Genomic DNA, 16,620 nt, shown 5'->3' with positions numbered 1-16,620 from the left:
TAAGAAGTAAACATGAAAACATTATACAAAAAACTGGCGCAGGCTTCATGCCTTACTGTGTTGCTTAGCGCTGCTGCCTGTACAAAGCTTGATGAAACGGCTTACAGTCAGATCCGGAGCGACGATTTTTTTAACAATAAAAATGAGGTTATATCAGCGGTTTTAAGGCCGTATACACATGCTAACGCGTGGGCAACACCATCAGGACAGGACGGTTGGTGGAGGCCTTCAGAGCTTTCTGCCGATCAGTTAGCCTGGCCAACCAAGGGCCGTCATGGCGAAGATGGCGGTAAATGGAAACGTCTGCATTATCACACCTGGACAAATGATGAAGGAGGGTTAAACAATGCCTGGTCGTTAATGTACTGGGGCGTTGGCCTATGTAATATAGCGATACAATCAATTGAAAAGGTAAATGGGCCTGCTATCGGCTTAACTGAAGTGGAAAAAGCCGGTTACCTGGCCGAGTTGAAGTTGCTGCGCGCCTATCATTACTTAAAACTAATGGATTTGTTCGGTAACATCCCGCTGGCAACAGTGGTACCGGATGGCCCTACAACCGATTATCCGACCAATCTTTCGCAAAAAGAGGTTTTTGATTTTATTGAAAAGGAGATTAAGGATAATATTGATCAGGCGCCTAAGCTATCTAAAACTATGCTGGGCCGTATGTCTCAGGCCGGCGGTTACGCCATGTTGACAGAGTTATATTTAAATGCCCAGGTTTGGAGCGGTACCCCGCGTTGGGACGACTGTATAGCGGCAGCAAATAAACTTATTGACAACCAGGCGGGTGGCCTTAACGGTGCTATGGCGCTTGACGCCAACATTACAGATGCTTTTAAGCCAAACAATGATCTTTCAAAAGAAGCAATTTTTTCTATCGCCTACGAATTTCAGCGCGCTAATTTCCAGCCTTCGTGGACAGGTGAATTCTTTCACTTCCAGCAGCAGTTCATCTACGGTGGTAGTCGTAATGGTAACGATGGTGTAGTTGTTGTACCCGGTAACTACACGAAGTTTGATGATGAAGATCTTCGTAAAAAGGAGTGGATACTGGAAGGGCCAATGACGCGCTTTGATAACGGCCAGCCAGTTATAGCTACCGGTGGTAATGAGTATGACGGTAAACCGCTTGTGTTTGTTGATAACATTCGCCGTAACAGCCAGGGTGGTACATCATCAACCATGAGCGATGGTGAAGAGAACAGCGGTGTGCGTTTTAATAAATACAAATTAGGTAACAACATTGCAGGTTTTAAAGGTGAATTGCCTAACCCTAACTACAACAGTACCGATTGGCATCTATACCGCTTATCGTGGATTTACTTTGCTAAGGCAGAAGCCATAATGCGCAAAAACGGAGGCGCTGCGAACGCTGAAGCGGTACAATTAATAAATGATAGCAAAAAACGCGCTTATAGTAGTGCTGATTGGGCTAACCACGCTTATACAACGGCTACCTTAACAATGGATGAGTTATTGAATGAGCGCGGGCGCGAATTTATATTCGAAGGTTTCCGTAGAGATGACCTGATTCGTTTTGGTAAATTTACCACCGGTAGCTGGTGGGATCATCAACCAAGTCAGGATTTTAGAAAGCTGTATGCTATACCACAGCAACAAATTGCGTTAAACAGAAACCTGAAACAAAATCCGGGCTATCCAAATTAATGCGGTAATTATTTAATTGGCAACGGCCGGGCGTTTAGCCTGGCCGTTGTTATTTTAGTATTGTTGCAGTAACGAAAGTTGTATTTCTAACAGTTGTTTTTTTAACTTAAACGTACGCTCGTTAATTACCGCAATAAAGCTTGATAGCGCAATTTCCAGTGTGGCAATCGCTTCATTGTCATAATCGGGATACGCAAAATAAGTCCAGTTATGTGAAAGATATTTTTTTATTGCTTCGGCTTGTTCAATAACCATAACCGCTTTATAAGCATCATCATTAGCAATCTCCTGCAAACGTGTTTTTAAGCGTTTTTCAACTTTATATAATTGCGCAACCGCGCGTTCAATTTCCGCATAAGGCATGGTGTTGAATAATGGTGAAAACGCGGCCCATACGTTATTATAAATTTCGTAATCGCCGTTATCCTGCTTTTGGTCTTTAAATAGCAATATATAGCCGTCTCTAAGCTTTTGCTGCTCATCTGTTTCCGCATTCTTATAAGTAGCTATAAATAGATCCTTGTCCAGTTCTTTCACCTGGCTCTCGGCCTCCGATAGTTCCTGGTTAAGCAGTTCTTTAACTGAAGCAGCTTCGCTGTTTGGGTACTTGGTGCCCTTAAAGTCGAATGATTTTACGCCGCTTTCTATCCGGTTTTCAATAATGGCGTCCAGCTTCGCAATATCATCGGCAAGGTAGCTGATCCGTTTGGGCAGATTACTTTTCTCATCTGTAAACAGCTCGGTGAATCTGATTTTGCCTTTATCGTTTTCTGATTGCCGTATCGCTTCGTCGATGTCAAAATTATTTAAGTGCCGCCCATTATAATAACCGCGGTATTCGGGATGATAATTATTTTCATTTACATCCTTATAATACTTCGCTTTAAAAGCTTCGAGGTCGAGTTTTTCAAATGTATTAATTTCATTAACTGATGAATACATATCGTCGGTAAATTTACGCTGCAGCTGGTCGGCATCATTAAATAAGCTCCATGCGCTTTGATCTTCAATCGGCTGCGGAATATTGAGCGCTTCCAGAGCCGCCTCACGGTCTTTACTTGAAGGATGCGATGCCCATTGATCCTCGATAACTATCTGCTCATTATCCAGCGCCGCTATACGATGATGTACAACAGGCAGGCCGTTGGCATCAATAGCAAGCTGATTAAGCGTCGAAAATTGACGAACGATCTCACTGTGTTGCGGATAAAAATTGTCTGCACGCTTTTTGTCTTTTATTTCGGCATTCCAGTAATTTAAAATCGTGTTATAGCACATGCCGCCAATGTCTAACCTTCTCGAAGCGGTAATGGCATTGTTTGAACCGGCGACATAGGCTGATATGGCATCAGCATGAAACTCCATTTGCCTTGAAAGGCTCATCTGGTTTTTATTTAAGAACACATATACCTTGCGCAAAATAAACTGAATACCTTTTATAATTTGTACGTTGATCCATGCCGTTCCCCGTAAAAATGAATGAAAGCTTGCCCACTTATCAATAATACTTTGATAGCTATCATTATCATACAGCATGTTGTGTATCACCTTGTTCATGTTGTACACATAGCTGCCGAACTTCATGCTGCGTTGCGAGAAGTGCCCAAACTCATGTGCCAGTACCGATTTAAACTCTGACCGGTTAAGGCTGTTCACCAAGCCCAGACCAATGGTAAGGTTTTTCTTGACCGGTAAAAACATGCTCCAAAAGGTAGAATCGTAACTTACGTATGCATTTACTTCGGGCGTTAGGTAAACATGTTTTGGGAAATCGGTGCCCGTTTCGGCAGTAAGCTGGCGGATAAAGCTGAACAGTTCAGGTTGATCGGCTTCGAAAATCTCAAAACGTTCTCCATAGTGATCCCTGTTCCGTTTAAAAATAAACTTAACAACAAAGAAAACGAGCATCAGCCCCGAAAAAATAAGCCCAAGGCCAAAAACGATTGTTACCCAATGGGCTTTAAGGGCTATGATGCCTACGCCCAAAGCACCAAAGATGATGGCACAGCCGATAGCGCCTAACAGTAGCAGCAAGTAAACAATAACAAATAATATTACGGCATTTACCGAGCGCGATATCTGTTGTTTAAAAGCCTTTGAGGGTTGGATTACCGATTTGTCGGGTTTAGTAGTATGCATTTTGATATTAAGGTTTAGCGGCTTAAAATAAAAGATTTATGTTAACAAAAACAAAAGGCCGTGTAATTATTACACAGCCTTTTTGATATGCTTATAAAGCAGGCTTATTGCAGAATATTCTCTATAGCGTTCAACTCTTCCGCGGAGAACTGTATGTTATCCAGCGCTTTTAACGAATCGGCTAATTGCTCCGGTTTGCTGGCGCCAATAAGTACTGATGTTACGCGTTCATCCTTTAGTAACCAGGCCAAGGCCATTTGCGCCAGGCTTTGGTTGCGTTGTACGGCTATATCATTCAGTTGTTTTATCTGGCTGATGCGTGCGTCGGTCACCTGGTCCTTTTGTAAAAAGCCGGTTGATTTTGCCGCACGTGAATCTTCAGGAATGCCGTTCAGGTATTTGTTGGTAAGCAGGCCCTGCGCCAATGGCGAAAAGGGGATGCAGCCCACGCCATTATCTTCCAATACTTCCAATAGACCACCCTCAACCCAACGCTCAAACATAGAGTATTTAGGCTGATGGATAAGGCATGGCGTGCCCAGTTGTTTTAATATTTTGATGGCTTCAGCAGCTTGATCGGCCGGATAGTTGGATATACCGGCGTATAATGCCTTGCCCTGGCGCACGATCAGATCGAGCGCTTGCATGGTTTCTTCAAGCGGCGTATCAGGATCGGGGCGATGGTGATAGAAGATGTCGACATAGTCGAGCTCCATGCGTTTCAGGCTTTGATCCAGGCTGGCCACCAGATATTTTTTTGAACCCCAGTCGCCATACGGGCCATCCCACATAGTATAACCGGCCTTGCTTGATATGATCATCTCGTCACGATAACCCCTGAAATCAGCCTTCAGTATCTTGCCAAAGTTCTCCTCGGCCGATCCCGGAGGCGGGCCGTAGTTGTTAGCGAGGTCAAAGTGGGTTATGCCACTATCAAACGCCAGGTGCAGTATTTTTTGGTAATTATCGTAAACATCTACATGCCCAAAGTTATGCCATAAGCCTAATGATATAGCGGGCAGCTTAATGCCGCTTTTACCGCAGCGGCGGTATTGCATGTTCTGGTATCTGTTTTTTTCAGGTTGATATGTCATTCTGTTTAATGAGTTGGTTGCGGTAAAAATAGGCTTTTATCGTAAATGCCTACCCGAAAAATATAATGCTTGCTTATTGTTACAAAAGAGAGAAAGCAGCTTGCTTACGGCACTATCTCGGCTACAACAAAGGTGCTTCCACCAGCAAAAACAAGATCGTTATTATTAGCTGCCGCCTGCGCCGCCCGGAGCGCCGCCTTTACCGAGGTATAAGTATCACCGGTCAAATTAAACGATAAGGCTTTTGCCTGCAATTCTTCAGCGGCAAGCCCTCTGGGTATATCAGGTTTGCAAAAATAATAAATGGCAGCCTGCGGCAGCATGGCTAACACTTTTGTAATGTCCTTATCGTTCACCATGCCTATTACAAAGTGCAGCTGGTTATAATTTACACCGGCAATATTTTTCAACACTTCCTGAATTCCGTCCGGGTTATGGCCGGTATCGCAAATGGTAAGGGGAGAGGAGCTCAGCACCTCCCAACGCCCATGTAGGCCGGTTAGTGTTTTTACTTTTTTAAGCGCCTGTTCAACATGCTCGTCAGTTATGTGGAAGCCTTGCGCACGCAACTGCTCAACCGCTTCTAAAACGCCTTTTATATTTTTCTGCTGATAGGTACCGGTTAGGTCAACATCCAGTTTGTAAACCTGTTGCTTTTTTTTAGCGATGAGGGTGTTGTGTGTTAAAACATCATCCTGATGATCCATAACTTCTACCTGCCATTCATCGGTAGCAAAAGTGATTAGAGTGTTTACCTCAGCGGCTTTCTTAATAAACACACCGGCAACTTCATCCTGCCGTTCGCTAATGATTACGGGGACGTTTGGTTTGATGATACCGGCCTTTTCTCCTGCTATCTCAGGCAGGGTATTGCCCAGCATGTTCATGTGGTCCCAGCCGATGTTGGTGATGAGGGATAACAGGGGAGTGATCACGTTAGTTGAATCGAGCCTGCCGCCCAGGCCAACTTCAATAATGGCTATATCAACCTGCTCCGTAGCAAAAACATCAAAAGCCAGGGCAACCGTCATCTCAAAAAAGGAGGGTTGTATATGCTCAAAGTCGGCCTTGTAATTTTCAACAAAATCAATTACCGTTTGCTCGGTTATCATTTGTCCGTTTACACGGATGCGTTCCCTGAAATCCTTAAGGTGAGGGGAGGTGTATAAGCCGGTTTTATAGCCGGCCGTTTGCAATATGGCGGCCAGCATGTGCGACGTCGATCCTTTGCCATTGGTACCGGCTATGTGTACGCTTTTAAATTTTTTATGCGGATTGCCCAGCCGATCGCAAAGGGCAATGGTATTATCCAGACTGTTTTTTATGGCCGATGCCCCAATGCGCGTGAACATGGGCAACTGGCTGAAGAGATAGTCAAGGGTTTCAGCGTAAGTGGTCATGGTTACTAAGTCAATAGTCGATGGTCGATAAAGAATAGTGATAGTCGATAAGCTATAGCCTATAGTGAATTAATTAACATAAATCATTCTATGGACTATCGACTATCGTCCATGGATTAACCTGTCTTGTTACCATGGACTATGGTCCATTGACTATCGACTAAATTATTTCGCTTTGAATACAAATACCTGGGTGTACTTGCGGCCGTCTGCCGTGCTTGATGATGGGGTTACCTTGGCATTGCGCACGGCTTGTATACATTTGCTTACCAATTCATCGTCAATAAGCGTTGATCCACGGCCGACACCTGCACTAACCACGTTACCGTTATTATCTACCGTAAATTCAATAACTACCTTACCATTATATCGATTACCTACATCGGGTTTAGCCGGTGCCCTGTCCCAACCCGGTGCAGATGTTGCACCGCCACCACCGCCAGAGCCTGTACCATCGTAGCTGTTAGTTAATGTAGTACCGGTGGTTTTTCCCTGGTTGCCGGGTGTATTGCCGGTACCGTCGCCACTACCGGTACCATTGTTTGCTTTACCTTTAAACAGCGCGTTTTGGTTTATCACCGGTTTGCTTTCTGTTTTGTTAGGCTTGGTGGCTACTGTAGGGCTCGGCGTTTTGGTGTTGGCCGCTATTTCGGGTGCGTCCTCGTTATTTTGGGTCACTACGTTTTTGTCGCTGTTATCAGCCTGTACCTTTTCTTCGGTTGGCGGTTCAGGCGTAACCTTGTCGGGGCGGGTATTATTCGCCTTTTCGGCTACGGATGGCTCTTCCATGCTCATGTAAGCATCGCCCATACCTTCATCAACCGTACCATAGTTCACTAAAATACCACCGGTACCGTCGGCTTGCTTAGGCAGCGAGTGCAGCACTATAAAGTAGCTCAGCGCGAGCACCACAGCCAGTATAATGCCTGTTGCCAGGAACGCCTTAGGGTAATTATTTTCTTCTCGGTAATCCATTTTTTCAGTGTGCAGTGTTCAGTTTGCAGTTGCCAGTTTCAGTTTGCAATTACCGGTTGGCAGTATTCAATTTGCAGTAATGTTTGCCAACTGCAAACCGCTCACTGCAAACTAAGCAAACTAACTAACCTTTCTTCTCCGTTGCTAATACCAGCTTAATGTTCAGTTTTTGTGCTATATCCATCACTTGTACCACATCCTGTATGGCTACGGTACGGTCAACATATAAAACTATGGTCAATTCTGTTGCCAAACTTTTATAGCCACCCAGGGTAGCTTCCAGCTGGTCAACAGGAGTTTCCTTTTTATCGATATAATACTTCAGGTCCTTGGTTACCGATACTGTGATAGTCTTTTTAGAAACCGATTGGCCTGATGACGATTTTGGCAGCATCAGTTTGATCACGTTCGGGTTGGTAACTGTTGACGCGATGAGGAAGAACAGCAGCAGGAAGAACATGATGTCGTTTAGTGCCGAGGTATGCACCTCAGCCGTTACGCGTCCGTGTCTTTTTCTCAGGTTCATTTGCTTGGTTCTTCTAACAGGTCAATAAATTCAATAGCGTCGGTTTCCAGTTTCAGTATCACTTTGTCAACCATCATATTTAACACATGGTGGCAAACGTAAGCTACGATACCAACAAACAAACCGGCAGCCGAGGTTACCATCTTTACATATAAACCGCCTGATATTACACCCATGCTGATGTTATCAGTTTTTGAGATGTTATAAAAGATCTGGATTACACCCGCGATAGTACCCAAAAAGCCGAACATTGGCGCGATACCGGCCACAATGCCGATGATACCGATGTTTTTTTCGAGCTTGGCTACTTCCAGCTTACCAACGTTTTCAATAGCGCCTTCAATATCCTTTATCGGCCTGCCGATGCGTAACAAACCTTTTTGCAGCATACGGCCAAGCGGTGTATTGCTGTTGCGGCATATAGCCACTGCCGATTGCAGGTTGCCCGACATAATGCTGGCACGTACCTGCGCCATCAGGCTCGATTCATCCTTAGCGGCTTTGCGGATGGTAAAATATCTTTCAAAAAATATAACCAGGCCCAATACAGCCAAAATACCAATGGGAATCATTACCCAGCCGCCTTTTAATATCAGGTCGCCAAAGCGCAAATCATCTGCCGGTACGGTTGGTACCGCTGCATTGTTCACTGTATCCGCCATTTGTGCAGCCGTATCTGCAATCTGTAGTAATAGTGTCATCGTTTTTTAGTAATTTCCAGGGTATATGCATCTCCCCTGAGCTTTTTTGATTTTATGAGTTTGTTTTTTTCTTTTAATGCTTCCGCAAGCGTTTTGTAGGTGCCTACAACAACCTTACGCTTTTTACCATAACCGGGCTCTGCCAAAATATGGGCATCAAGGCCTATCTTTTTATAGTTGATAATGCATCTCTCCGCTTCCTCAACCGTAGCAAACGAGCCGCCTATTATTACCGTATATGGATAACCCATAGCAGGCGCTACAGCCGCAGTTGTTGGAGTGGTTTTGGCCGGAGTAGGTTTAGTCGTTTTTTCAGTTACGGGTTGTTTTTCCGCTTCCGGCTGCGGATTGATTACCGTAGTTTTTACCGAATCGTTCAGGCTCATATCCGCCTGGGGTTCCTGCTTTGCAACTGTATCCGCAACCTTACTAGCCGGGGCCACCTTGGTTGTTTCCGTTTCCTGCTCCGGTGTATCGGCTTCGTTAGTTAATGAGTCGTCGGTAACCGGCGCTGCAGCTTCGGCTTTGTTTTTGTCCATACCCAGCAGTTCCGGGTTATACATATATAAACCGATGCCCGCAATAGCCAGCAAAGCAATTACAATAGCTGTAATTACCCAAACGTTTAAACCGCGCTTTTCGTCTTCAATAAATTCAGTCTGCGGTGTTTCAATTACTGGTACTGCACGTTGCACGGCAGGTTGCTGTTCAGGTGTTGCTTCAACGGCTGGTGGTATAACAGCAGGCTCAGGAACCTGAGTTTCAACTACAGGGATTGCCGCTTTCGGCTGTTCATTAACCGGAGCGTACTCAGCTTGCTGCGGCACCTCAACCGGTGGGGGCGGCGTTAAAATAACAGTTGTTGTTTTAATAACGGGCTCACCCCTTTTGCATAGCTCAATGGCAGGTAAGCCAAAGCCCGCGCTGACTTCTGTTTGTTCGGTACTCCTGAAAATTATTTTAAAGCCATCGTTGCGCAGCCAGCCTTTAGTGCCCACTGCAAAATCGCGGATGGCGGTTTCCTGTAAAACATCGTTTACATAGCGGTCAACAAAATATCTTGCTGATGCCATAGAGATATTTTTTTTTTGCGAAATAAATTCGGCAAAACCATCGCTGTTATCCGCCTGCTGTTCAAACTGCAATGTTTGTTTGGGTGGATAGATGCGCGCTTCGGCTGCGTTATAGAACGCGCTTTTCTTCGCATAATAAAAACGCCCCAAGCCTGGTATGCTCACCTCGCCACGCTGCCCAAGTAGTTCTATTAAGTAGTTGGCTAAGTCCATTCCCGTAAAAGTACAAAAAAACTAAAACGCGTAACCAACGCCGCCAAAAATATTAAACCCGTAGTTATTATAATATAAAAAGGTTGGGTTGCTATTGTTCAGTATGTTGTTCACCTGAACAAAAATTGACAGCTGCTTAGTCGCCTTATATTCGGCGCCGCCATTCAGGTCGACGTATGATTTAATTTCAACAGCCCGCGGCTCTGTGAACGTGGTGCTCAGCGGATCAAATATCCTGTCGTAGGCGTTACCGCGAATTAATAGCGAGCCGTTAATATTCACCTTGTCGCTTATGCGGATGATGGTACCGGCGGTAAGTTTAAATTTAGGCATGTTCCACGCCTGCTCCTCGGTATCCATTTTGTAATCCTTAAATTCGGCACGGCCGAAGATGTTCAGGTCGTCAGTAGCTTTAAAATCTAACTCACCGGTAAAGCCGCTAACGGTGGCGGTGCCATCGTCATAAATAACCGCGAACTTATTGTTGGTGCTGTTGGTGTTAAAATTGGCAATGAACAGTGGCATATCCTTAACCCTGTTGCGGAAGAAGGTAGCCTTAAAGCCCAGGCCCGGTGCTAGTGTGCCCTTTAAACCGGCGCTCAATGCTAAACGGTCGGCAGAGTTTTTAAGGGTGATGTTTTCAGCAATGAATGGATTGGTTTCTGCAAAATCACGGATCGATGCTTTGTTGATATCGCCTTTCGCCTCAGCAAATAAGCGTACGTATTTCGGTATTACCTGGAACTCCAGCTTAGCAGCGGGGAAGATGGAAAAGCGGCTGCTTAATCCAAACTCTTTGGTGATGTTTACACCTGCGTCAATTTTATACTTTTCGCCCTGAAATTTAATATACGGGTTTAAACGGATGATACTGTTGTTGTAAGAGTACAGACTGTCTTTTTGCGTACCCAGATCAAGCGATGCGGCTAAACCCGCGTAAAACTGCTTAACCGTTTGGTTGACAAAGCCGGATAGCACCAGGTTATTCTCTTTGGCGTTGTATGCGTTGTTAAAAATGTAACCGTTAGCTTTTACAGCATAGGTAAAATCATTTTCTACATCTCGGTAGTTTTTGGCCAGTTCGCCTTCAGCGGATATCGTGTTAAACGTTTGCTTTTGCGGATCGAACTGTAACTGCGGCTCAATGTCGCGGTTATAGCCGTAAAAATTCACGCCACGGCGCTTGTAGTTTATTGTACCGCGTAAGGTATGCTCATCGGTAATGCTCTTACCAAACACACCTAACTCGTTACGGCTTTCATTTTGTTTGTTGAAAACGGATGAACCTTGCGCAAAGTGCTTAACGTAGCCACCAACCTGTAAAGCCTCATCGGCACCGTTTGAAAAATAGCCTTCGCCGAAGGTGGTTTTCATACTGCCTAAGCCGCCTTTTACATAATTATTGGTTGGGATAGAGTCGCGTTCAGGCGGGCGTTTCATGGCCTCAAGCTGCTGAATCTCGTTGTCTTTAGTCAGGCGTTTATCAATCGCGCTGTAGCTTAGTGGGGCCTTGAACGGTGTTTTGTCTTCCAAATCCGGGTTGCGGCGAATTTTTACCGCATCAGCCAATACCGGTTTATACGAGGTGGTTACCACAATCTCTTCAGATATGGCGCCTGCCTCATTCGGGTTCTGATTGGCCTTCTTACTCGTATCCTGTGTAGTTTTTGATGCCGCGTCGCCCAACTTCTTGGCGGTATTTTGCGATGCCGGTGTACTTTTCTGACCTTTTTTGGTGTTGTTTTTAACCTGCGCGTTTGCCGGTAAATAATAACAGGCGGTTAACGCGGTAAACAATATATAGGTGTATCTTAATTTCATTTGTCTGTTGCTCGTTGGTTCTCGTTGATGTTTCCTGTTATTGCTGGGTGGTGTCCTGCACGGCAGTGCCGGTTGTATCGGTACTGTCGGTTTTCGTAGTTTCAGGTGCTATCTTGATACCTTTAAGTTTAGCCAGTTTTTGTTTTGCCTCAGGTAATATGTCATCCTTAGCGGTATAGTTGTCAATTATACTTTGCAGGGTAGCTGTAGCCTGGTAATTATCTTTAAGTTTGATGTAGTTATCTGCCAGGAGAATAAATGTTTTGGCCGTCCAGTATTCATAGTTCTGGAAATCCTTGGCTATCTCAAAACATGTTTTTTGCGAAGCTTTGTATTTACCCTGATTGTACTCAATTAAGGCGATGTTGTATTTAGCCTCGGCAGCTGCAACGGTTTTGGTATTGCTGAGGGTATAGTTGAATTCTTTAATTGCGGCTTCATTGTTCCCCATTTCCAGGTAAGCTTTACCCGCGTACAAACCCGTACGGAATTTATCTTCCTGGCCGGTTTTTTCGTTAGCACGAACAATAGCTACGTATTTCAATACATCGTCAGACATCTGCATCTGATCGTAACAGTACAATAGCGTGTTAACCGCGTAAGTATAATCAGCTTTATATTCTGAATTGGTTTCCAAACGTTTCAGGAATACAACTGCATCATTGTATTTCTTTTGCGCCATATAAAGCTTAGCCATGCTGATCAGCGATTTCTCGGTATAAGCGCTGGTCCAGTCATTTAGTATGTAGTTGTAATCAACCACGGCTTCCTGGGTACGGCCTAAATTGTTAAGGCCCTGAGCGCGCAGGTAACGTGCCTGCTTATCATAAATCTGCTTGGTCGGAAATTTATCTAAATAAGCGTTAACAGCGTTTACAGTTCCCTGCCAGTCGCCTTTAAGGTAAAGGTTGTTGGCGGCCGTTATCATGATGCTTTCCTGCTCGGCAGTGGTATAGTTGCCGATAGGGGTAGTGCCCGCGTAATTAATAAATGTTTGGGCGTCGCCTTTATCTGTGTAGATTTTCTCAACCTGCTTTAAGGCCTGTTTAGCCTCATCGCTTGATGGATAATCAGACACTACTTTTTTGAATGATTCAACCGCGGCATCATCCTGGTTCGCGTTGTAATCTATCAAACCAATAGTCGTTATAGCGCGTGGCACATAACTGCTGCGCGGATACTTTTGTATCATGGCCTGCAGGTCAGTTTTGGCACGCGGACCGTCATTTTTAAGAAAGTAGGTATACGCTATCTCAAAAGAAGCATCATCCGCGTAATCTGAATTGGGGAACTGCTGCAACACATCGTTAAGGGTGGCTATCTTGGCATCGTAGTTACCCTGCAAACCCTGTATCACGCCCCGCTGGAACAGGGCATAATCTTCGCCCTTTGTTTTTTGCGCAATAATGCGGTTGTAGTACTCCAGCGCTTTGCCATAGCTTTTTAACACAAAATAGCTATCACCTATGCGGGTAATCGCGTCGTTAACAGTATTCGGGTCTTTTTCGGTGCCTTGTAAAAAGCGCTCAAAATATTTGGCCGCTTTGCCATACTGGTTATCATAAAAGGCAGCATAAGCAAGCGCGTAGTTGGCATAGTTGCTCAGGTTGGTTTGCTTGGCTTCGGGCATCGCCAAAAACTTTTCAAAGTTTTCAACCGATTCGCCGTATTTACGCACCTCGTACATGGCTTCTGCCATCCAGTAGGTTGTCAGTGCTTCTATTTGCGGGTCAACCGGTGCGCTTAGGGAACGCAGGAAGATACCAATAGCGTTTTCGAAAGCGCGCTCGTTATAAAATTCCAGGCCGCGGTAGTAAGTAACCTTTTGATAAGCGGTACGCGCGCTAACCGATTTGTTCGGTATCGGCTCTAAAATTTCAACCGCTTCGCGATAATTGCGGGCGTTAAGCAAGGCCTCACCAAGTAATATTTTTACTTCTTCGGTGCGTGCCGAGCGCGGATAGTTCTTTAAATAAGTACGGGTGGCCTCAAGTGCCGCTGCATTAAAATCAAGTTCGTAGGATAGCTTGGCGTAGTTAAACAAAGCGTCTTCCTGTATCTGTTTGTCAAAATCAAGCCTTGATGCTGTTTGATAAGCGGTACGTGCGCCTTGCTTGTTGTTTTGCTTGATAAAAATGTCGCCTAAGGTATAGTTACCGCTCTGGCTGTAAACATCGTTCTGGCCAACCAGCTTTTTAAGTTCTGCGGCGGCTTTGTTCAGGTTGCCGGTTTTGTAGTGGGCGTAACCTATCTGATAGCTGTCCTGGCTGTTCTGCGTTTTACCCTGGTCGCGATCCTGGAAGCGGTTATAGTAACTTACCGCCTGCGGATAATTGGCCTTAGCGAAATACGAGGCAGCAATAATGCGCAGCATCTCGGTTTCGTTTTGCTGTTTGGTGTTGTTTACTATAGGGATGGCGTAGCTCAATACGTCATCATAGCGTTTATCTAAAAAGTAAACCGCTGTAATATAGTAAGGATAGCTTGCTTCGTATTTTTTTGAATTTTTTAGTTTCTCAAAGTTAGCCAGTGCCAGGTGATAGTCCTTATTAAGGTAGGCGATGTAGGCAAAATAGTACGTAGCATCCTCTGTGTAGGGCGAGCGTTTGTTTTTTACATCGCTGAATAATTTTTGGGCGTTCGGGTAATCGCCAAGGGCGAAATAAGCGTAACCTTTACGGAATTTATATTCGGTATTATCCCGGCCGCTTAGTTCGCCGGCCTCAACCTTGTCAAACCATTCAAGCGCTTCTTTGTACTTGCCTTGTTTAAAATACGATTTACCCACCTGGAAAAAAGCGAGTTTGGCAAGTGGGTTTTCAGGATGCTCTTTTATAAAGCGCTGAAACATGCTCTTGGCATCGTCGCTGCCTGATTCAAGGGCGCAAAGCGCTTCGTAATAATGTGAGTTTTCTTTTATTAATGATATTTCTGACTCGAAGCCCGGTTGATTACTGGTGCGGATCTTTGAGGCCTCTACAAGCTTGAACTGTTCGGCAGCCGCTACGTACTTTCCTTTATCCAACAAATCAAGCGCGGTGTGATATGTTTTATAGATGTGGAACGACGGATTTTGCTGTGCCTGAGCTTGAGATACTAAAAATGCTGCTGTGGGCAGCACAATATATTTAAGTTTTATCATACGGTACGTACTTGCGTTGCGCTAAATTAGCTAAATGGCAAAGATGCAATCCACCTTAGTAATTAACAAGTGTGGAAAACACTTTTTTAAACGAAGCTAAAACCCGTATGTTGTTGGTGTGGAAAAAAATAAGAGGGGGCGGTTACGCAGCGGTATGAGATTCAACCGCACCAATCAGGTCATTAATGTCAAAAGGTTTTGCGATAAAAGCGTTAGGTGCGCCTTTATGTTTTTGTGCTACGCTGTCGGCCATATTATGGCTTGCTGAAATTAATATAACAGGTATCATGCTGGTTTCAGGCCGCATTTTAACTTGTTCACACAACTCACGGCCATCAAGATCGCCTAACATAATGTCAAGCAATATAATGTCGGGGTTTATTTCTTTTATCTTTTCAAAGAGGCCATGCCCAGTTGTAAGCGTTTCAACTTCAAAACCGCTATCTTCAAGTATCAGCTCAATTACATCTAATATATCTCTGTTGTCATCAACAGCAAGTACTCGTCTCATATTGCCCTGCCAATCTCACTCTAAGTGTATTCAAGTGTGTATAAGCAAAATTTATACCATAATTTTTTTTAACAATTATGGAGAATTGAGCGCACTAATGGAAAGATAACTATTTATCTTTCTTTAAAACGTAATACGAACGCTGGCAACGGGCACAGAAATATTTTTTAAAAGGTTTTACCAGGGACAACAGCCTTTCAAAAAAATTACGATGTTGCTGAAAGTGGTAAACCGTACCGCATTTACTACAGCGGTAGTCTTTTTTTTCGACTGTATTATCCAACTATGTATAGATTTAGAATTTCAAATTTCTAAATCACCTTGGACAAATCATAAAAAAATCATAAAAAATTAACAACTATTTAATTGCAGTATTAAATAGTTAATAGTATATAATTTTAGTTAACCCACAGGTACAGCTTTTTGCTGCACTTATAGCACATGTAGCGTTTTATAGGCAGCCAAAACAAAAAGTTACGCACAAAAAAACCGCGGTGTACCCTTTCACCTGATAGCTTATTATGGCAGTGCGGGCAAAATAATGCTTTTTTTGAGGTCTCGCTTTCGTTAATCGTCCCGGTTACTTGTTTTTCCATAACATACAATTTAGTGGGTGATACTTGTATAATTGCAGATATATCAAATATACAATTATAATTGTATTAATTATATTAACACTTGGTTAAAATAATTAGTATAGTTATGGATATTGATTTTAGAATATAATAATTAAAATGGATATTTATTAAGATATTCTCAATAGGAATGGAGGTTTAAGTGCTCTAATTGTGATATTATTAACGCCTGCTGAATCGTATAAGTTAGTGTCAGATCAGGCTATTCACTTTTTCAACCAGTTCGCCCAGGTCAAACGGTTTATTAATGATGGCGTCACAGCCGTAAGCATTCAATTCGCCACCGCTGTTTATGTATGCCGAAAAGATGATAACCGGTATATCGCCGTATTCAGGATGATTTTTAATCTGACGGCAAATTTCGCCGCCGTTCATGCCTGAAACCCGGTAATCCAGGATAACCAGATCGGGCTTAAAATCATTGATAAGCGGCAACACATGTTCGCCCTCAGCAGTGCTCTTTACCTCAAATTGTTCATACGATAATGTTTCCTGAACAATATCCAGGATATCTTCATTATCATCTAATACTAAAATACGTTTCAAAATATTTACTTACTGCTGTTTTTCCGAGAGATATAAAGTGGAATATCTAAAAATTAAAAGTAGCGGCTATGTCTGTCGGTTAAATTTTTTACCTCGCAAAAATATGAAAATTTATTTAAAGCGATTTTGTTTGCTGTTTAGATGAATAAACTGAATTTGATATTATAAAA

The 16,620-nt window shown here is 43.7% G+C and carries 13 protein-coding genes; 1 reads left to right on the top strand and 12 read right to left on the bottom strand.

The window, feature by feature from the left end; genetic code table 11:
* The first annotated feature begins 12 nt into the window (after positions 1–12).
* The gene (locus ABD960_RS14105; RefSeq protein WP_345331797.1) at positions 13–1,674 is read left to right on the top strand and encodes a RagB/SusD family nutrient uptake outer membrane protein; all 1,662 of its coding nucleotides are present in this window, start codon (positions 13–15) and stop codon (positions 1,672–1,674) included.
* Between the two features lie 54 nt (positions 1,675–1,728).
* Here ABD960_RS14105 and ABD960_RS14100 read toward each other — a convergent pair whose 3' ends face one another.
* The 12 genes from ABD960_RS14100 to ABD960_RS14045 form a co-directional block, all read right to left on the bottom strand.
* Positions 1,729–3,813 (bottom strand): M48 family metalloprotease, encoded by a 2,085-nt coding sequence (locus tag ABD960_RS14100; protein ID WP_345331796.1) that lies wholly within the window; start codon positions 3,811–3,813, stop codon positions 1,729–1,731.
* Positions 3,814–3,917: 104 nt separating this feature from the next.
* Entirely contained in the window at positions 3,918–4,907 is a 990-nt protein-coding gene (gene mgrA, locus ABD960_RS14095; RefSeq protein ID WP_345331795.1) for an L-glyceraldehyde 3-phosphate reductase, read from the bottom strand.
* Positions 4,908–5,011: 104 nt separating this feature from the next.
* A complete protein-coding gene (locus tag ABD960_RS14090) occupies positions 5,012–6,307 on the bottom strand; it encodes a bifunctional folylpolyglutamate synthase/dihydrofolate synthase (RefSeq protein ID WP_345331794.1) in 1,296 nt (431 codons plus the stop codon).
* 165 nt (positions 6,308–6,472) lie between these two features.
* Positions 6,473–7,282 carry an energy transducer TonB family protein gene (locus tag ABD960_RS14085; RefSeq protein ID WP_345331793.1) on the bottom strand — a complete coding sequence of 270 codons (810 nt, stop codon included), beginning with the start codon at positions 7,280–7,282 and terminating at the stop codon, positions 6,473–6,475.
* A gap of 124 nt (positions 7,283–7,406) precedes the next feature.
* The gene (locus tag ABD960_RS14080) at positions 7,407–7,808 is read right to left on the bottom strand and encodes an ExbD/TolR family protein (protein WP_345331792.1); all 402 of its coding nucleotides are present in this window, start codon (positions 7,806–7,808) and stop codon (positions 7,407–7,409) included.
* Positions 7,805–8,509, bottom strand: a complete 705-nt coding sequence (locus ABD960_RS14075) for a MotA/TolQ/ExbB proton channel family protein (protein ID WP_345331791.1) — start codon at positions 8,507–8,509, stop codon at positions 7,805–7,807. Before ABD960_RS14075 ends, ABD960_RS14080 begins: the two co-directional genes overlap by 4 nt.
* On the bottom strand, positions 8,506–9,795 hold the full coding sequence (locus ABD960_RS14070) for an HU domain-containing protein (RefSeq protein WP_345331790.1): 1,290 nt from the start codon (positions 9,793–9,795) through the stop codon (positions 8,506–8,508). The genes ABD960_RS14075 and ABD960_RS14070 overlap by 4 nt, the downstream gene beginning before the upstream one ends.
* A 21-nt stretch (positions 9,796–9,816) precedes the next feature.
* A complete protein-coding gene (locus ABD960_RS14065) occupies positions 9,817–11,616 on the bottom strand; it encodes a porin family protein (protein ID WP_345331789.1) in 1,800 nt (599 codons plus the stop codon).
* A 37-nt stretch (positions 11,617–11,653) separates the two neighbouring features.
* The gene (locus ABD960_RS14060; protein WP_345331788.1) at positions 11,654–14,758 is read right to left on the bottom strand and encodes a tetratricopeptide repeat protein; all 3,105 of its coding nucleotides are present in this window, start codon (positions 14,756–14,758) and stop codon (positions 11,654–11,656) included.
* Between the two features lie 142 nt (positions 14,759–14,900).
* Positions 14,901–15,269 (bottom strand): response regulator, encoded by a 369-nt coding sequence (locus ABD960_RS14055; RefSeq protein WP_345331787.1) that lies wholly within the window; start codon positions 15,267–15,269, stop codon positions 14,901–14,903.
* A gap of 398 nt (positions 15,270–15,667) precedes the next feature.
* The gene (locus ABD960_RS14050) at positions 15,668–15,865 is read right to left on the bottom strand and encodes a hypothetical protein (protein WP_345331786.1); all 198 of its coding nucleotides are present in this window, start codon (positions 15,863–15,865) and stop codon (positions 15,668–15,670) included.
* 231 nt (positions 15,866–16,096) lie between these two features.
* Positions 16,097–16,450, bottom strand: coding sequence for a response regulator (locus ABD960_RS14045; protein ID WP_345331785.1), 354 nt, complete (start codon positions 16,448–16,450; stop codon positions 16,097–16,099).
* Positions 16,451–16,620: the final 170 nt, after the last annotated feature.

It is taken from the genome of Mucilaginibacter defluvii, assembly GCF_039543225.1.
GTDB classification, from domain to species: Bacteria; Bacteroidota; Bacteroidia; order Sphingobacteriales; family Sphingobacteriaceae; genus Mucilaginibacter; species Mucilaginibacter defluvii.
The sequence above is the reverse complement of the archived record's forward strand: the minus strand, read 5'-3'. Positions and strand labels throughout refer to the sequence as shown.